The organism is Haemophilus sp. SZY H53, from assembly GCF_054332375.1.
Genome location: NZ_JBTGNV010000002.1, coordinates 187,795 through 204,466 on the forward strand (window position 1 = coordinate 187,795; position 16,672 = coordinate 204,466).

General features: G+C 39.8%; 17 protein-coding genes and 1 other annotated feature (1 of these 18 cut by a window edge). Of the genes, 5 read left to right on the forward strand and 12 right to left on the reverse strand.

The annotated features are described in order from the left end of the window. Positions 1 to 44 (reverse strand) — a sequence feature (Thr leader region); it reaches 70 nt to the left of the window's first position. Between the two features lie 162 nt (positions 45 to 206). Then, a complete protein-coding gene (locus ACXVWB_RS03045) occupies positions 207 to 911 on the forward strand; it encodes a YggS family pyridoxal phosphate-dependent enzyme (RefSeq protein ID WP_289901384.1) in 705 nt (234 codons plus the stop codon). Positions 912 to 965: 54 nt separating this feature from the next. Here ACXVWB_RS03045 and murA read toward each other — a convergent pair whose 3' ends face one another. The 12 genes from murA to galT form a co-directional block, all read right to left on the reverse strand. Then, a complete protein-coding gene (gene murA / locus ACXVWB_RS03050; RefSeq protein ID WP_289901330.1) occupies positions 966 to 2,246 on the reverse strand; it encodes a UDP-N-acetylglucosamine 1-carboxyvinyltransferase in 1,281 nt (426 codons plus the stop codon). 8 nt (positions 2,247 to 2,254) lie between these two features. Next, complete coding sequence (locus ACXVWB_RS03055) at positions 2,255 to 2,512, reverse strand: BolA family protein (RefSeq protein WP_005697151.1); 258 nt, start codon at positions 2,510 to 2,512, stop codon at positions 2,255 to 2,257. 13 nt (positions 2,513 to 2,525) lie between these two features. Next, complete coding sequence (locus ACXVWB_RS03060; protein ID WP_014064941.1) at positions 2,526 to 2,861, reverse strand: STAS domain-containing protein; 336 nt, start codon at positions 2,859 to 2,861, stop codon at positions 2,526 to 2,528. 4 nt (positions 2,862 to 2,865) lie between these two features. Beyond that, positions 2,866 to 3,513, reverse strand: a complete 648-nt coding sequence (gene mlaC / locus ACXVWB_RS03065) for a phospholipid-binding protein MlaC (RefSeq protein WP_289901331.1) — start codon at positions 3,511 to 3,513, stop codon at positions 2,866 to 2,868. A gap of 21 nt (positions 3,514 to 3,534) precedes the next feature. After that, positions 3,535 to 4,041, reverse strand: coding sequence for an outer membrane lipid asymmetry maintenance protein MlaD (mlaD, locus tag ACXVWB_RS03070; protein ID WP_049355493.1), 507 nt, complete (start codon positions 4,039 to 4,041; stop codon positions 3,535 to 3,537). A 12-nt stretch (positions 4,042 to 4,053) separates the two neighbouring features. Next, a complete protein-coding gene (gene mlaE / locus ACXVWB_RS03075) occupies positions 4,054 to 4,839 on the reverse strand; it encodes a lipid asymmetry maintenance ABC transporter permease subunit MlaE (RefSeq protein WP_049355494.1) in 786 nt (261 codons plus the stop codon). Further along, positions 4,836 to 5,630, reverse strand: a complete 795-nt coding sequence (gene mlaF, locus ACXVWB_RS03080) for a phospholipid ABC transporter ATP-binding protein MlaF (RefSeq protein WP_289901332.1) — start codon at positions 5,628 to 5,630, stop codon at positions 4,836 to 4,838. The genes mlaE and mlaF overlap by 4 nt, the downstream gene beginning before the upstream one ends. 72 nt (positions 5,631 to 5,702) lie before the next feature. After that, positions 5,703 to 7,235: an apolipoprotein N-acyltransferase gene (lnt, locus tag ACXVWB_RS03085; protein WP_289901333.1), complete on the reverse strand. Its 1,533-nt coding sequence runs from the start codon at positions 7,233 to 7,235 to the stop codon at positions 5,703 to 5,705. Between the two features lie 74 nt (positions 7,236 to 7,309). Continuing rightward, the gene (gene corC, locus ACXVWB_RS03090) at positions 7,310 to 8,206 is read right to left on the reverse strand and encodes a CNNM family magnesium/cobalt transport protein CorC (RefSeq protein WP_014064936.1); all 897 of its coding nucleotides are present in this window, start codon (positions 8,204 to 8,206) and stop codon (positions 7,310 to 7,312) included. Between the two features lie 146 nt (positions 8,207 to 8,352). Next, on the reverse strand, positions 8,353 to 9,378 hold the full coding sequence (galM, locus tag ACXVWB_RS03095) for a galactose-1-epimerase (protein WP_289901334.1): 1,026 nt from the start codon (positions 9,376 to 9,378) through the stop codon (positions 8,353 to 8,355). After that, a complete protein-coding gene (gene galK, locus ACXVWB_RS03100) occupies positions 9,372 to 10,526 on the reverse strand; it encodes a galactokinase (RefSeq protein ID WP_289901335.1) in 1,155 nt (384 codons plus the stop codon). The genes galM and galK overlap by 7 nt, the downstream gene beginning before the upstream one ends. A 54-nt stretch (positions 10,527 to 10,580) precedes the next feature. Then, on the reverse strand, positions 10,581 to 11,627 hold the full coding sequence (galT, locus tag ACXVWB_RS03105; RefSeq protein WP_049374436.1) for a galactose-1-phosphate uridylyltransferase: 1,047 nt from the start codon (positions 11,625 to 11,627) through the stop codon (positions 10,581 to 10,583). Positions 11,628 to 11,842: 215 nt separating this feature from the next. On the opposite strand from galT, the gene ACXVWB_RS03110 reads away from it, so the two are divergent. The 4 genes from ACXVWB_RS03110 to mglC all read left to right on the forward strand — a co-directional run bounded on the left by ACXVWB_RS03110 (position 11,843) and on the right by mglC (position 16,650). Continuing rightward, complete coding sequence (locus ACXVWB_RS03110) at positions 11,843 to 12,850, forward strand: substrate-binding domain-containing protein (RefSeq protein WP_289901336.1); 1,008 nt, start codon at positions 11,843 to 11,845, stop codon at positions 12,848 to 12,850. A 180-nt stretch (positions 12,851 to 13,030) separates the two neighbouring features. After that, positions 13,031 to 14,026, forward strand: a complete 996-nt coding sequence (gene mglB, locus ACXVWB_RS03115) for a galactose/glucose ABC transporter substrate-binding protein MglB (protein ID WP_049355502.1) — start codon at positions 13,031 to 13,033, stop codon at positions 14,024 to 14,026. Positions 14,027 to 14,106: 80 nt separating this feature from the next. Then, positions 14,107 to 15,621 carry a galactose/methyl galactoside ABC transporter ATP-binding protein MglA gene (gene mglA, locus ACXVWB_RS03120; protein ID WP_289901337.1) on the forward strand — a complete coding sequence of 505 codons (1,515 nt, stop codon included), beginning with the start codon at positions 14,107 to 14,109 and terminating at the stop codon, positions 15,619 to 15,621. A gap of 18 nt (positions 15,622 to 15,639) precedes the next feature. Then, complete coding sequence (gene mglC / locus ACXVWB_RS03125; RefSeq protein WP_289901338.1) at positions 15,640 to 16,650, forward strand: galactose/methyl galactoside ABC transporter permease MglC; 1,011 nt, start codon at positions 15,640 to 15,642, stop codon at positions 16,648 to 16,650. The last annotated feature ends 22 nt before the right edge of the window (positions 16,651 to 16,672 follow it).

Genomic DNA, 16,672 nt, shown 5'->3' on the forward strand with positions numbered 1-16,672 from the left:
AATTGTCGTAATGGTCATAATAATGGTGGTAATAGTGAAAGTGCGGTTATTTTTCATTGTATTTTTACCTTGAAAAAAGATATGTTTAGAAATACCGAAAAAGCGCAAGTTTGTCAAACATAAAATCGAAAAAGTGAAGCTTTTTTCCTAAAAATCATTACGTTGGTGTAGAATAAGAAAACTTAACATTGCTCAGGAAGGAAATGATGACAATTCAACAATCACTCGAAAACATTCATCAACAAATCCAAACATCTACTCAACTTGCACATCGTCCTGAAAGTGCGGTCACTTTATTGGCAGTTTCTAAAACCAAACCCAATGAAGCAATTTTAGAAGCCTATCAAGCCGGACAAAAAGCATTTGGGGAGAACTACGTTCAAGAAGGCGTAGATAAAATTCAGTATTTTGAAGCACAGAATATTCAACTTGAATGGCATTTTATTGGGCCATTACAATCTAATAAAACGCGTCTTGTCGCTGAACATTTTGATTGGATGCAAACGCTAGAACGTGCCAAAATTGCCGATCGTTTAAATGAACAACGCCCTACCAATAAAGCGCCTTTGAATGTTTTAATTCAAATTAATATCAGTGATGAAGCCAGTAAATCAGGTATTCAACCGAGTGAAATGATTGAGTTGGCAAAACACATTGAAAATCTACCGCACTTATGTTTACGTGGATTAATGGCGATTCCTGCACCAACAGATAATATTGCTGAACAAGAAGCCGCCTTTAGCCAAATGAAACAATTATTTGAGCAGCTTAAAGTCGCCTTGCCTCATCAGCAAATTGATACGCTTTCTATGGGAATGACCGATGATATGCAAAGTGCCATCAAATGTGGCTCAACGATGGTACGCATTGGTACGGCCATTTTTGGGGCGAGAGATTATTCAAAAAAATAATGAATAGAGAATAAAAAAGCGGTCAAAATTGACCGCTCTTTGATCAGAATTTAATTAAACTTCTTCACTCTTTTCAGAGAAACGTTCAATCTTCGCACCTAAACAACGAAGTTTATCCTCAACGTGCTCATAACCACGATCGATGTGATAAATACGATCTACGATAGTTTCACCACTTGCGATACATCCTGCTAACACAAGACTGATTGATGCGCGTAAATCTGTCGCCATCACTTCTGCACCAGAAAGATGCTCAACACCGTGACAAACTGTCGTGTTACCTTCAATCTCAGCTTTACCACCCATACGAATTAATTCTGGAATGTGCATAAAGCGATTTTCAAAGATGGTTTCAGTAATGATACTTGTGCCTTCAGCCACCATGTTTAATAAGGTGAACTGTGCTTGCATATCTGTTGGGAAGCCTGGATGTGGTGCAGTACGAATATTGACAGCTTTCGGACGATTGCCATACATATCCAATGTAATGCTATCTTCAGTCACTTCAACTTCTGCGCCTGCTTCACGGAGTTTATCAATCACCGCATCCATGGTATCTGCTTTGGTATTTTGACATACCACGCGACCACCAGAAATGGCACCCGCAATTAAGAATGTACCGGTTTCAATACGATCTGGCACAATGCTGTGCTCGCAGCCTGTTAAGCGGTCAACACCTTCAACGACAATGTGATCTGTCCCGGCACCTGTAATTTTCGCCCCCATTTTGTTGAGGAAATCTGCCGTATCAACAATTTCTGGCTCGCGAGCAGCGTTTTCAATGATTGTTGTACCTTTTGCAAGTGTTGCAGCCATCATGATAGATAAAGTTGCACCGACACTCACTTTTTCCATCACAATACGTGTACCTACAAGACGATCTGCAACAACCGCTTTAACATAACCTTCATCAAGCTCAATTGTTGCACCGAGTTTTTCTAAGCCGCTAATGTGAAGATCAACCGGACGTGCACCGATAGAACAACCACCTGGTAAAGAAACTTGACCTTGATTAAAACGAGCCACCAACGGTGCTAGTGCCCAAATAGAGGCTCGCATGGTTTTTACTAATTCATACGGTGCAACGAAGTGATCAATTTTAGAACAATCTAATAATACAGCACCTTCAGCATCACGCTCTGCCACCACACCAAGTTTGTGCAAGATTTTTAAGGTTGTATCAATATCTTTTAGTTCTGGTACGTTTGTTAATTTAACCGGCTCAGTTGCCAAAATTGCAGCAAAAAGAATAGGAAGTGCAGCATTTTTTGCACCTGAGATGGTCACAGTACCACTTAAGCGAGATTGCCCGCCATAAACACGAAATTTTTCCATAGAAAATCCTAGCTTGCTTGATGTAATAGACGATCCATTTTCCACTTTGCAGTGGTATAGGTTTTAATCGTTAAAGCGTGAATTTCGCCAGTTTGAAAGTAAGGCATTAATGGCGCGTAGATGGTTTGTTGCTGTTTTAATTTAGAAAGTGCTGAGATTTCATCACTTACTACAATCACACCAAAGTGAGCATTTTCACCTTGAGCATAAACCTCATCTACATTCAGGCTTTCTTTTAAAATACGTTCAATTTCTTGCAGTTCCATTCGGATTTCCGTTTTAATTATGGTCGATAAAAGTGCTAATCCAATGAGATAAATTCACTAAATCAGCAAGGGTTAATAGCTGTTCTGGAGGGTTTATCAACCGCACTTTTTTATTTGGTAACTGCTCGCAATCGTGTAGAAAATCACACAATAATGCAAAACCAGCAGAATCAATTCGATTGATTTCAGTTAAATCAAATTCAATGAGACTTTGATTGTTTTGCTTTTCTGATAAAAAAGAAGCACGTTGTTGCCATAATGGTAACAACGTGTTGCGGGATAGCTCCCCCGATAATTGGAGAGCTATCTTATCATTATTTTGGATTAAATCCCACTTTAACGCAGTCATTCGCTTATTTGCTCAATGTCACTGGTGCTGCAGCAGATTTTTGAATTTGAGCAGTTAATGCTTCAATACCTTGTTGACGTAAGATACCGCTCCATTCATTTTGTTTAGTGACAACCATGCTCACGCCTTCTGCAACCATGTCATAAGCTTGCCATTCGCCAGTTTTACTGTTTTTACGCCATTTAAAATCTAATTTGATTGGCGCTTGCCCACCATTTTGTACAATATTAACACGAATGCTCACTAGGTTTTTATCACCTACCTCTTTAGCCGGTTCAATTTGAATATTTTGATCAGTGTAAGCGGTTAACACTTGTGCATAAGCTTGTTCAATAAAATCGCTGAATGCTTTAAAGAATTTTTCACGTTGTTCTGGTGTGGTTGATTTAAAGTGTGAACCTAACACCAAAGAACCTGCATAGTTTACTTGCACGTAAGGTAATAAATCGTTACGCACGATAGTACGTAAATAATTTGGATCCTTTTTAATTTTTGCCTGATTGTTTTTTATATCGGCAAATAACTTATCTGATGCTTGTTGCATCAACACATAAGGACTGGTTTCTGCACGTACAGTTTGAGTCACAAAAAGCGTAGCCACTGCAAATGCCATTAGGCTAAACCATTTTTTTAACTGAATAAATTTCATCATAAATCTCCCAAATAAAGATTATTATTTTACATCTGGTTCTGCTTTGTCAGCATTACCATCTACTTTTTTATCACCGTAAAGGAACTGACCGATTAAATCTTCCAATACCATTGCGGATTTCGTGTCTTGAATTTGGCTACCGTTTTTTAGCATTGCGGTTTCACCATCATCAAACCCCATGCTTAAAGCGATATATTGCTCCCCCAATAATCCCGATGTTTTGATCGATAACGAACTGTTTTCCGGAATTTCTTGATATTCTTCATTAATCGCAATACTGACTTTTGGTAAGTACGATTTTTCGTCTAACTTAATATCAGACACGCGACCAATGACTACCCCACCAAGTTTAAGTGGCGCTCGGACTTTTAGTCCACCAATATTGTCAAAAGTTGCAGTCACTGTGTAAGATTTTGTTTCACCAAAACCTTGTACATTTGCTACGCGTAAGCCTAGAAACACTAACGCAGCGATACCGAGTAGTAAAAATAAGCCTACCCAAAATTCATATTTAATTGTTTGTCGCATAAAAATACCCTATTAGCCTGCCCCAAACATAATGGCAGTTAAGATGAAATCGAGCCCAAGTACCACAAGTGATGCGTGGACAACTGTTCTAGTTGTGGCTTGACTGATACCTTCAGATGTTGGAATACAATCATAACCATTGAATAACGCAATCCACACCACCGCAATGGCGAAAAATACGCTTTTAATAAATCCGTTTAGAATGTCATAGCTCCAGCTGACAGCATTTTGCATCACTGACCAGAAGCTACCTGCATCGACACCTTTCCAATCCACGCCAACAAGCGAGCCGCCCCAAATACCAATCGCGGTAAAGAGAATCGCAAGAATTGGCATCGCAATCACGCCCGCCCAAAAACGCGGTGCAATCACACGACGTAATGGATCGACTGCCATCATTTCAAGGCTGGAAAGTTGTTCTGTGGCTTTCATCAAGCCAATTTCAGCCGTTAGTGCTGAACCCGCTCGACCCGCAAATAAAAGTGCGGTCACTACTGGACCTAATTCACGTAATAAAGACAGTGCCACAAGTTGACCAAGGCTGGTTTCTGCAGAAAAATCTACCAAGACTACATAGCCTTGTAAACCTAACACCATACCAATAAATAAACCTGAAAGCAGGATAATTAATAACGACTGTACACCTAATACGTACAACTGCTTCACTAATAAAGGAAAATGTTGACGAATTTGTGGCTTACCGACTAACGCACCAAACAACATAAAGCCGGATCGGCCTAATGCACGGAAAAATTTGATTACGCTTCGTCCAAGTGAAGAAATCATATCAACAATCATTTAAATAATTCCTCCACATAATCACCTGCCGGATAATGGAATTTTACCGGACCATCCGCTTCACCTTTCAAGAACTGCACCACTTGCGGATCTTGGCTCGCGAGCAGTTGCTCTGATGTTCCTTCGGCAATCACATGCTTATCCGCAATAATATAGGCATAATCTGCAATACTTAATATTTCATTCACATCATGGGAAACCACAATAGAGGTTAACTTCAGTGCTTCATTCAAGCGTTTAATTAAGCTCACGATCACGCCCATGCTGATTGGATCTTGCCCTGTAAACGGCTCATCAAACATGATTAAATCTGGGTCAAGTGCGATCGCTCGAGCTAATGCTGCACGACGCGCCATCCCCCCAGAAAGCTCCGAAGGCATCAAATCTGCCGCACCTCGTAAGCCCACTGCTTCTAATTTCATCAATACAATTTGACGAATTAGACTTTCTGGTAAACGCGTATGCTCGCGAATCGGAAATGCCACGTTATCAAACGTTGAAATATCCGTAAATAATGCACCTGATTGGAATAACATTCCCATGCGTTTACGCACTTCATAAAGCTCTCGATTTGAAAGACGACAAATATCTTGTCCATCAAACAAAATCTCGCCTTGTTCAGGATGCAACTGACCGCCAATTAATTTCAGTAGCGTGGTTTTTCCGATCCCTGATGGCCCCATGATGGCCGTAATTTTGCCCTGTTGGACTTTCAAATTCAGGTTATCGTAAATCACACGCTCACCTCGTTTAAAGGTCAGGTTTTTGACTTCGATTAGATTTTTATTCATTAAAATCTCATTGGTTTTATAAGAAGAAATTTATTTTTCTCTCACGTTAAAAAAGTGCGGTCGTTTTGACTGCTATTTTTGTGAAAGGTTCAAGCGACGTTTTAATAACGTCGTGAAGCCACGTAATAACACAAAAATTAATGACAACACATAAATAGGTAAATTACCTAATGCTGCATAAGGCGTTTTGCCTTCTGTTGGCACCATTTTATGGGTCAGCGTTGTTTCCTCAAATTGAGGCGCTTGCGCTTCAATGTTACCTTTTGCATCAATAAACACTGAAATCCCTGTATTCGTTGCACGAATTAATGGTTTACCTAATTCGAGCGCGCGCATTCTAGCCATTTGTAAATGCTGCCAAGGGCCAATGCTATCACCAAACCATGCATCATTAGAAATCGTCAGCAAATAATCGGTTTCTTTTTTCAGATTTTCACGAAGTTGCTCACCAAAAATAATTTCATAGCAAATAGCTGGCGCAAAAGCATGTTGTTTTGCCATAAAAGATGGCTGTACCGCATCGCCACTTTGGAACGCAGACATTGGCAAATTAAATACGGAATTAAGTGGGCGCAACAAACTTTCTAACGGCACATATTCACCGAATGGCACGAGATGATGTTTGCTGTAACGATTTTTTGTCGTCAACTCATAAGGAAAATCAGAATTCCCAGCCGTCACAATCGAATTTAATAATTTACCGCTTTGCTCATCACGATATACGGTACCAATCATTACTTCCGTGTTTTTCTCTTTTGCGACTTTATCTAAAGCTTCAAAAAATGGCGTAATCGCATTTTCAAGGGTTGGCAATGCTGACTCAGGTAAAATAATCAAATCAGACTTGCCTAAATGTGTCAAAATTTGTTTTTGATAGATGTCTACTGTAGCATAAAGATATTCAGGATCCCATTTTAAATTTTGCTCAATATTGCCTTGTGCAAGCGTGACAGTTAGTCCTTTACCTTCTTTGGGTTGAACAAAATTCATCTTACCAGCATAAGCGCTTAATCCACCCACAACCAATAAGAGCAATGCATTCACACTGACTAAATTCCATTGTTTTTTCGATAGTGAAAAAACAAGATTAAAAATGACCGCACTTGCCCAAACGGTAAAGAATGTCATCCCCGTGACACCAAAGATCGGCGCAATCCCGTAAAACGGACTGTCTATTTGGGTATAACCAAATTGTAACCAAGGAAAACCGGTAAACACCCAACCACGCAAAAATTCAGTCAATGTCCAAATCGCAGCAAAAATGACCGCACTTTGCACCTGAAAACGCTGCACGAAATAAGTGAAAAGCATTGGATAAAGTGCTAGGTAGGCCGAAAGTAAGCCCACCAAGAGATAGCTCACACCAAGGGAAGCCCCACCAAATTGATGAATGCTAACATTTAACCAACTTACACCAAAACAGAAAAAGCCCATCGACCACAAAAAAGTAGCAAAAAGTGCGGTTGATTTTTTGGCATTTTTCGCTACAAAAAGTAATCCGCCTAAGGATACATAGGCTAATCCCCAATAATCAAACGGTGAAAAAGCAAATACGCCAATTACCCCAGAAATCAAGGCTATAAGATAAACGACTAATTTATTCATTTTATCCATACTATAAAAAAATATTCCCCCTCTTCAGCAAAGAGGGGGCCAAGAATACGGTCAAACTGAGTAACTTACTCAGCTTGTTCTTCTACACCTTCCATATCTGACAAATGCTCATCTGGCACGGTTACACGTACCTGAATCAAACGACGGCTATCGGCAGAGGTCACTTTAAATTGAATATTTTCTAAGGTAATTTCTTCACCGCGCTTAGGCAAATACCCAAAGGCTTGCATGATTAAACCACCAATGGTATCCACTTCTTCATCATCGAAATGCGTATTAAATTGGGCATTAAAATCATCAATATCTGTTAATGCACGCACCGCATAAGTGTGACGAGAAAGCTGACGAATATCCGCGACATCTTCCTCATCAAATTCGTCTTCAATATCACCGACAATTTGTTCGAGAATATCTTCGATAGTCACCAAACCTGATACTGCACCAAACTCATCCACCACAATCGCCATATGGAAACGCTCAGAGCGAAAATCTTTTAACATACGATCGACACGTTTACTTTCCGGCACTATCACGACTGGACGTAATAACTTGGACAACTCGAATTCTTCTGCATCTTCACGTAAAAACTTAAGCAAATCTTTCGCGTGCAAAATACCTTCAATATTATCGCGGTCATCCGTATCTGCAATTACAGGAAAACGAGAGTGAGCGGATTCAATAATGGTATTCAAACAAGCATCGAGATCTTGATTCGATTCAATAAATACGATTTGCGAGCGAGGAATCATGATATCGCGTACACGAAGCTCAGCGATTTCCATTACTCCTTCAATCATTTCACGAGTGTTTTGATCGATTAAATCGTTTTGTTCTGAATCGCGAATCACCTCCACGAGTTCCTCACGGTTTTTCAGCTCACCTTGGAAAAAGCGGCCAATAAGTGATTGGAAAAAAGACTTTTTAGTTGTTTCAGTTTGATTACTCGAATGTTCTTCGTTCATAAAATTAAATGCGTTACTGTCGGATTGACTGCGTAAAAAGTAGCATATTTTGACAAAAATCGCAAAAAACTTAAGCTAAATGGCTGAAAATAAAGTGCGGTTAAAAACTTGGTAATTTTTAACCGCACTTTTATTAATTGATTAAACTATTTAAACCTAAACTCTGTCCACTGGTAATAGCGTTCACCTGCTTTTTGAATACCGCCATAATTTTGCCATTCGGGGTGGTTTGGGGTATCGGGAAGACATTGGGTTTCAAGGGCGATGCCATTGAAATCTTGATAAGTGCTATCTTCACGAGTTGGAGTGCCGGCAAGATAGTTTCCCGTATAAACCTGTAACGCCGCTTGGGATGTGAGTACTTCAAGGCTTAAATCTTCATTAGGGGAAGTCAATAATACACAAGGCTTTTGCCATGCTTTATTGACAATAAAGGAATGATCGTAACCTTTTGTTACCACTTGATCGCCTTGTTGAAAATCTTTTACGATTGGTTTTGCAACACGAAAATCAAAGCTAGTATTCACCACATGCTTAAGTGGTGAATTTGGGATGCCTTCACCATCAACCGGCAGATAAAAATCCGCATTAAGGCGTAGTGTATGATTTCGCACATCACAGCCCTGCTCAGCATTTTCTAAATTGAAATAAGCGTGGTTTGTTAAATTAAGCGCGGTATCTTTATCACTTTCTGCTTCGTATTCAATTTTTACGCTATTTTCATCAGTCAGTGTGTAAAGCACATTAACCTGCACATTACCTTCAAAACCTTGATCACCATCGGGAGACACAAGGGAAAAACGCACAAAATTCTGACCGCACTCTTCCACTTTCCAACGGCGTTTATCAAAGCCTTCTTTACCACCATGTAATTGATGTTTGCCTTGATTCTCAACCAGCTGAATTGTTCGCTCACCTAATTCAAATTTGGCGTTAGCAATACGGTTTGCATAGCGCCCTACGCTTGCGCCCAAATAAGCAGTTTGATGAGGATAATCCTCCACTTTGCAGCCAAGTAACACTTCTCGCAACTCACCATTCACAGGGACTTTACAAGAAAGCCAAGTGGCTCCCCAATCCATAAATTGCACGATCATGCCATTTGAATTGGTGAGTTGAACAAGTTGATAAGGCTGTCCATCTGGTGCATTGAACGCCGTTTTTTCTAGCATAGACTCACTCCTTGTGAGGCTGTGCAAACGTAGAAATCTTCTTTTAAACCCGTTTGTTTTTCATAATTATCGGCAATAATTTTACGCACGGCTTCGACTTTATCATGAGGCGCAAGGGCAACAATACAGCCACCGAAACCACCGCCTGTCATTCTCGCACCACCGGTTTTACCAATCACTAATTGAGCGAGTTCAACAAGATAATCGATTTGCGGCACGGTAATCTCGAAATCATCGCGCATTGATTCGTGAGATTGCCCCATTAATTCACCTAATTTTGTTAAATCGTTATGTTTTAAGGCTTCAACGGCATCAAGTACGCGTTGGTTTTCAGTCACCACATGGCGTGCACGTTTAGCCACTAAAGAATTAAGTGCGGTCAATTCTGCTTCTCTTTTTTGGAATTCTTCTACTGACACATCACGCAGCGCTTTCACACCAAAGAATTCTGCCGCTTTTTCACATTGCCAACGGCGTGTATTGTATTCACCCGTCACCAAATCATGCGGTACATTTGAGTTCACAATAATAACAGCGACATCTTTCGGCACAGGCGTTGGCTGTGTTTCTAAACTACGGCAATCAATCATTAAGAGATGATCTTTTTGTCCTAAAGCCGAAATTAATTGATCCATGTTCCCACAATTTGCGCCTACAAATTTGTTTTCAGCTTTTTGACCAATTAAAGCAATCTCTGTATGTGTTAAAGGTAAATCACTGAGTTGTTGGCAGAACTTACCCGTCGCTACTTCAAGAGCAGCAGAAGAACTCAAACCAGAAGAATGTGGCACATTTCCGGAAATCACTAAATCAGCACCTTGTTTAAATTGTGGGCAACGTTCTTGAATAAATTTCACGACACCACGCACATAATTCGCCCATTTTTGCTCACTTTGAGGGAAATCTTCATCAAGAGAAAAGGTATCCTCAAGATCAAGATCGGCGGCATAAACATGCCAAATATGATCAGCACGTTTTAATCCTGCAATAGCTGTACCATAATTGATCGCACAAGGCATCACAAAGCCATCATTATAGTCGGTATGTTCGCCGATAATATTTACACGACCTGGTGCATATACGGTCAGTTCAGGTTGCTTGTTATATTTTTGCGTAAAAATGTGTTGGGATTTTTGAACTGGAGTCATATTATTTTCCTTTCTCTTTCACACTCCCTCTTAACTCAAGAGGGAAAGGATTTCTTAACGTTCTTTATAGTGTACTTCGCTTAACGCACGTAATCTTTCTGCCGCTTGTTCAGCGGTGAGGTCACGTTGGCTTTCACCTAGCATTTCATAACCCACCATAAATTTGCGAACCGTAGCTGAACGCAACAATGGTGGATAAAAATGTGCATGAAGCTGCCAATGTTCGTTATCTTCACCATTAAATGGTGCTGCATGGAAGCCCATCGAATAAGGGAAAGACGTTTCAAATAAGTTATCGTATTTCGTTGCCAATTTTTTCAATATCACGGCAAGATCTTTAGCTTGAGCTTCAGTTAATTCTGTTAAGCGTTTTACATGCAATTTAGGCAACAACAGGGTTTCAAACGGCCACACCGCCCAATAAGGCACAACCGCAACCCAATGCTCGGTTTCCACCACAATACGTTCTTTTTTCTCTAATTCTTTTTGAACGTAATCCACTAAAAGTACCGAACCGTGTTTTTCATAATAATTTCGTTGAGCAACATCTTCACGTGCGACTTCATTCGGTAAAAAGCTATTTGCCCAAATTTGTCCGTGCGGATGTGGATTGGAACATCCCATTGCCGCGCCTTTATTTTCGAAAATCTGTACCCACTGATATTTTTGACCCAGTTCACGCAATTGCTCTTGCCACACTTTAATCACTTCTTCAATTTCAAGTGCGGTCAATAACGGCAATGTTTTACTATGATCTGGCGAAAAACAAATAACACGGCTTTCACCACGAGCTTGGCTCATTTGGAAAAGAGGATCGGCTGATTGCTCTGGCGCGGGTGTATCTTCTAATAAAGCCGAGAAATCATTTTTGAATACATAAGGTTTATGGTAATCCGGATTAGGTTCGCCCGTGATACGTTTATTACGCGGGCAAAGATAACAATTTGGATCGTGGCTTGGCTTTTGTTCCTCACTCACTTTTTCTTGTTGCCCCTGCCATGGACGTTTAGCACGATGTGGCGAGACTAAAACCCATTGGTCAATTAACGGATTATAACGACGATGTGGATGATCTGTCGGTTCAAATACGGTTTCGCTCATATTTTTGCTCCAAAATGTAAACGATTACAAAAAATTTTCTCATAAGATAACAAATTAAAAAAAATAAACCGTGATCATTATCACAAAATCAGGAAATAAGCCGCTCATTCAATCACTTTTTTGTGACGAATGTAGCATTTTTGAAAGTAACCGCTTTCAATTTTATTCAAATTTACTATGATAATTGCTATGAAAAAATGAATGAGAGCCCTGTTATGCCTACAATTCGAGATGTTGCTGAATTAGCTTGCGTGTCGGTTGCCACTGTTTCCCGGGTGATTAATCGCTCCCCATCTGTGAGTGAAAAAACCCGTTACTCGGTACAACGCGCTATGGAAGTCTTAAATTATCAACCCAATGCAAACGCACAAGCTCTGGCAGTACAAAATACTGATACCATTGGCGTGGTGGTTACCGATGTAACGGATCCGTTCTTTGCTATCTTGGTTAAATCGGTCGATAAAGTCGCTGAAGAACATCAAAAAACGATTTTGATTGGCATTGGATACCATCATGCAGAAAAAGAGCGTGAAGCAATTGATACCTTGCTACGCAAGCGTTGTAGCTGTCTAGTCGTTCATTCCAAAGCCCTTTCTGACGAAGCGTTACAGCATTATTTAGAAAATGTACCCGGTATGGTGGTAATTAACCGCGTGATTGCGGGTTATGAAAATCGTTGCGTCAGCCTTGATAACCGTCAAGGTACCTATCTTGCCACTGAAATGCTGATTCGTTATGGTCATAAGCATATCGCCTACATAGGTTCCAATCACGGTATTTTAGATGAAACAGAACGTAAGGAAGGCTACTTAGAGGCCTTAGAAGCGCATAACTTCCCCATTGTAGAACAAGCCATTGTGCATAATTCACCTGATTTTGAAGGCGGTGAAAAAGCCATGATTGATTTATTAAGCTACAACTCCAATTTAACCGCTGTGGTGGCCTATAACGATACCATGGCAGCTGGTGCAATTTCTGTTTTAAATGAAAACAATATCAAAGTCCCGAAACAATTTTCCATTGTAGGATTTGATGATATGCCGATTGCTCGGTATTTAATCCCCAAACTCACTACAATTCGCTATCCAATTGATTTAATGGCAAATTATGCGGCAAAACTAGCGTTAAGTTTAGTCGATTCGTCTATTGTCACACCGACTGTTGTTCAATTTAATCCAACATTGGTGAGACGTTTTTCCGTAGAAAATGCAATAAAACCGTGATGTAGATCACAAATTTAAACATTGCTATGTAATCGTTTTCATTTATGTGAGTTTGATCACAGATTAACAGTTTTGATTTCGTTATGATGCATTCAGTTGCAATAGATGTACGCAACATTCCTCTATTTGATATATAAAAAATCAACAATAAAATCTCTTTCTCTACATAGGAGCGTTTTTATGAAAAAAACAGCAGTATTAAGTACGGTCGCTTTAGCAATCGGTTTAAGTTCAGCAACTTCAGGTTTCGCAGCCGATAACCGTATTGGTGTTACCATTTATAAATATGATGACAACTTCATGTCATTGATGCGTAAAGAAATCGATAAAGAAGCGAAAGCCCTTGGCGGCATTGAGTTATTAATGAATGACTCTCAAAATGCACAATCTATTCAAAACGACCAAGTAGATGGTTTGCTTTCTAAAGGTGTGAAAGCCTTAGCGATTAACTTAGTAGACCCGGCAGCCGCTTCAACTGTTATCAAGAAAGCGAAACAAGATGACATTCCTGTTGTTTTCTTCAATAAAGATCCGGGCGCCAAAGCAATTGGTATCTATGACCAAGCTTACTATGTTGGTACTGATCCGAAAGAATCTGGTTTAATCCAAGGTGATCTAATTGCGAAACAATGGAAAGCAATGCCAGACTTAGACTTAAACAAAGACGGTAAAATCCAATATGTATTATTAAAAGGTGAACCAGGCCACCCGGATGCTGAAGCGCGTACTAAATATGTGATTGAGCAATTAAATGCTAAAGGTATCCAAACCGAACAATTATTTATTGATACCGGTATGTGGGATGCCGCAATGGCAAAAGATAAAGTGGACGCCTGGTTATCTAGCTCTAAGGCCAATCAAATTGAAATGATTATTTCAAATAATGATGGTATGGCATTAGGCGCACTAGAAGCAACCAAAGCTCACGGTAAAAAACTACCAATCTTTGGTGTAGATGCGTTACCAGAGGTACTTCAATTAATTAAGAAAGGCGAAATTGCAGGTACTGTGTTAAACGATGGCGTTAACCAAGGTAAAGCAGTTGTTCAACTTTCTGCAAACCTTGCTAGCGGTAAAACAGCAACAGAAGGTACACAATGGAAATTAGAAAACCGTGTGGTACGTATCCCTTATGTTGGTGTGGATAAAGATAACCTAAGTGAATTCTTAAAATAAGAAAATCTATTGCTTTTCTTTAATTTTAGGGGGGAAAGGAAACCCAAATTCCCTTTCCCCCCTTTTTGATGAGGTTGGATATGACAACTCAAACCCAAGACAGTGATGTACTACTGACAATGACGGATGTCAGTAAGTCTTTCCCCGGTGTAAAAGCCCTTGATCACGCCAATCTAACAGTTCGTTCTCACTCTGTTCACGCCTTAATGGGCGAAAACGGGGCGGGTAAATCGACATTATTAAAATGCCTCTTCGGAATTTATGCAAAAGACGAAGGTGAAATTTTATTCTTAGGCAAACCTGTTGATTTTAAAACATCAAAAGAAGCCCTTGAAAATGGGATTTCAATGGTTCACCAGGAACTTAACTTGGTGCGTCAAACCAGTGTAATGGATAACCTATGGTTGGGTCGCTACCCACTTAAAGGTCCTTTTGTGGATCACGCCAAAATGTATCGTGATACCAAAGCGATTTTCGATGAATTGGATATTGATGTTGATCCAAGAGAAAAAGTGGCCAAACTTTCTGTTTCACAAATGCAGATGATCGAAATTGCGAAGGCGTTCTCTTATAACGCTAAAATCGTAATTATGGATGAGCCAACATCCTCACTTTCAGAAAAAGAAGTGGAACATCTTTTCAAAATTATTCAAAAATTAAAAGATCGCGGTTGTGGCATTATCTATATTTCACACAAAATGGATGAAATCTTCAAAATTTGTGATGAAATCACCATTCTTCGTGATGGTAAATGGATCAATACCGTTGAAGTTAAAGGCACCACCATGGAAGAAATTGTTTCAATGATGGTTGGCCGTGAATTAACACAACGTTTCCCTGAAAAAACTAACGTACCCAAAGAAATCACGCTTGAAGTGGAACATTTAACTGCGGTGAATCAACCTTCCATTCAAGATGTTTCCTTTAATTTACGCAAAGGTGAAATTTTAGGTATTGCAGGTCTTGTTGGTGCAAAACGAACTGATATTGTGGAAGCCATTTTTGGTGTACGCGAATTAAAAGAAGGGACGATCAAACTCAACGGAAAAATCGTGAAAAATCATACCGCACTTGAGGCGATTAACCACGGTTTTGCTTTGGTGACTGAGGAACGTCGTTCAACCGGGATTTATTCAAACCTAAGTATTGAATTTAACTCTTTGATTTCAAATATGAAATCTTACCTCACCCCATGGAAATTGCTCAGCAACAAAAAAATGGCGAGCGATACGCAATGGGTGATTGATGCGATGAACGTGAAAACCCCTTCTCACAAAACAACGATTGGATCGCTTTCTGGTGGTAACCAACAAAAAGTCATTATCGGCCGTTGGCTTTTAACCCAACCAGATATCTTAATGCTCGACGAACCAACTCGTGGTATTGATATTGGGGCAAAATTTGAAATTTATCAGCTCATTCAAGAACTCGCTAAAAAAGATAAAGGCATCATTATGATTTCATCAGAAATGCCGGAACTATTAGGCGTAACAGACCGAATTTTGGTCATGAGTAATGGTCGTGTTGCCGGCATCGTTGAAACGGCAAAAACGTCTCAAGAAGAAATTTTGCAACTTGCCGCAAAATATTTATAAATCATAAAGGAACAAATTATGAGTGCCTTACCAAAAAATAAATCATTCGATTTCTTAAAACAAAATGCGATTTATTTTGTGTTGTTGATTTTACTTGGCATCATCATCGCACAAGATCCAACATTCTTGAATGTTCGCAACTTTAGTAACATTTTAACTCAATCATCCGTCCGCCTTATTATCGCCCTTGGTGTTGCAGGCTTGCTTGTCACTCAAGGTACCGACTTGTCAGCCGGTCGCCAAGTCGGTTTAGCGGCGGTTATTTCTGCTACCCTCTTACAATCAATGGAAAACATGAACCGCGTGTTCCCGGATTTAGGTGAAATTCCGATTCCAGTAGTTATCCTGACTGTTTGTGTGATAGGTGCTGTAATCGGTTTAGTGAATGGTTTAGTTATCGCTTATCTCAATGTAACTCCGTTCATTGCAACCATGGGTACCATGATCATTGTTTACGGTTTTAACTCACTTTATTACGATGGCGTAGGTGGCTCACCAATTGCTGGCTTCAGTGAATCTTTCTCTAACTTCGCACAAGGCTTCTTTAGACTCGGTTCATTCAAATTATCCTACATCACTATCTATGCGGCAATTTGTGCATTCTTAGTTTGGGTGATGTGGAATAAAACACGCTTCGGTAAAAATATCTTTGCTATCGGTGGTAACCCTGAAGCAGCAAAAGTATCTGGCGTAAACGTAGCACGTAACCTTGTTGTAATTTACATGATTTCTGGTATGTTCTATGCATTCGGTGGTATGTTAGAAGCTGGCCGTATCGGTAGTGCTACCAACAACCTTGGTTTCATGTATGAATTAGATGCGATTGCTGCCTGCGTAGTAGGTGGTGTATCTTTCGCTGGTGGTGTGGGTACTGTTATCGGCGTAATCACGGGTGTTATCATCTTCACCGTTATTAACTATGGTTTAACTTACATCGGTGTTAACCCTTACTGGCAATATATCATTAAAGGTAGCATTATCATCCTCGCGGTTGCTATTGACTCCTTAAAATACGCGAAGAAAAAATAATTAAAAATAACGATAAAAATAA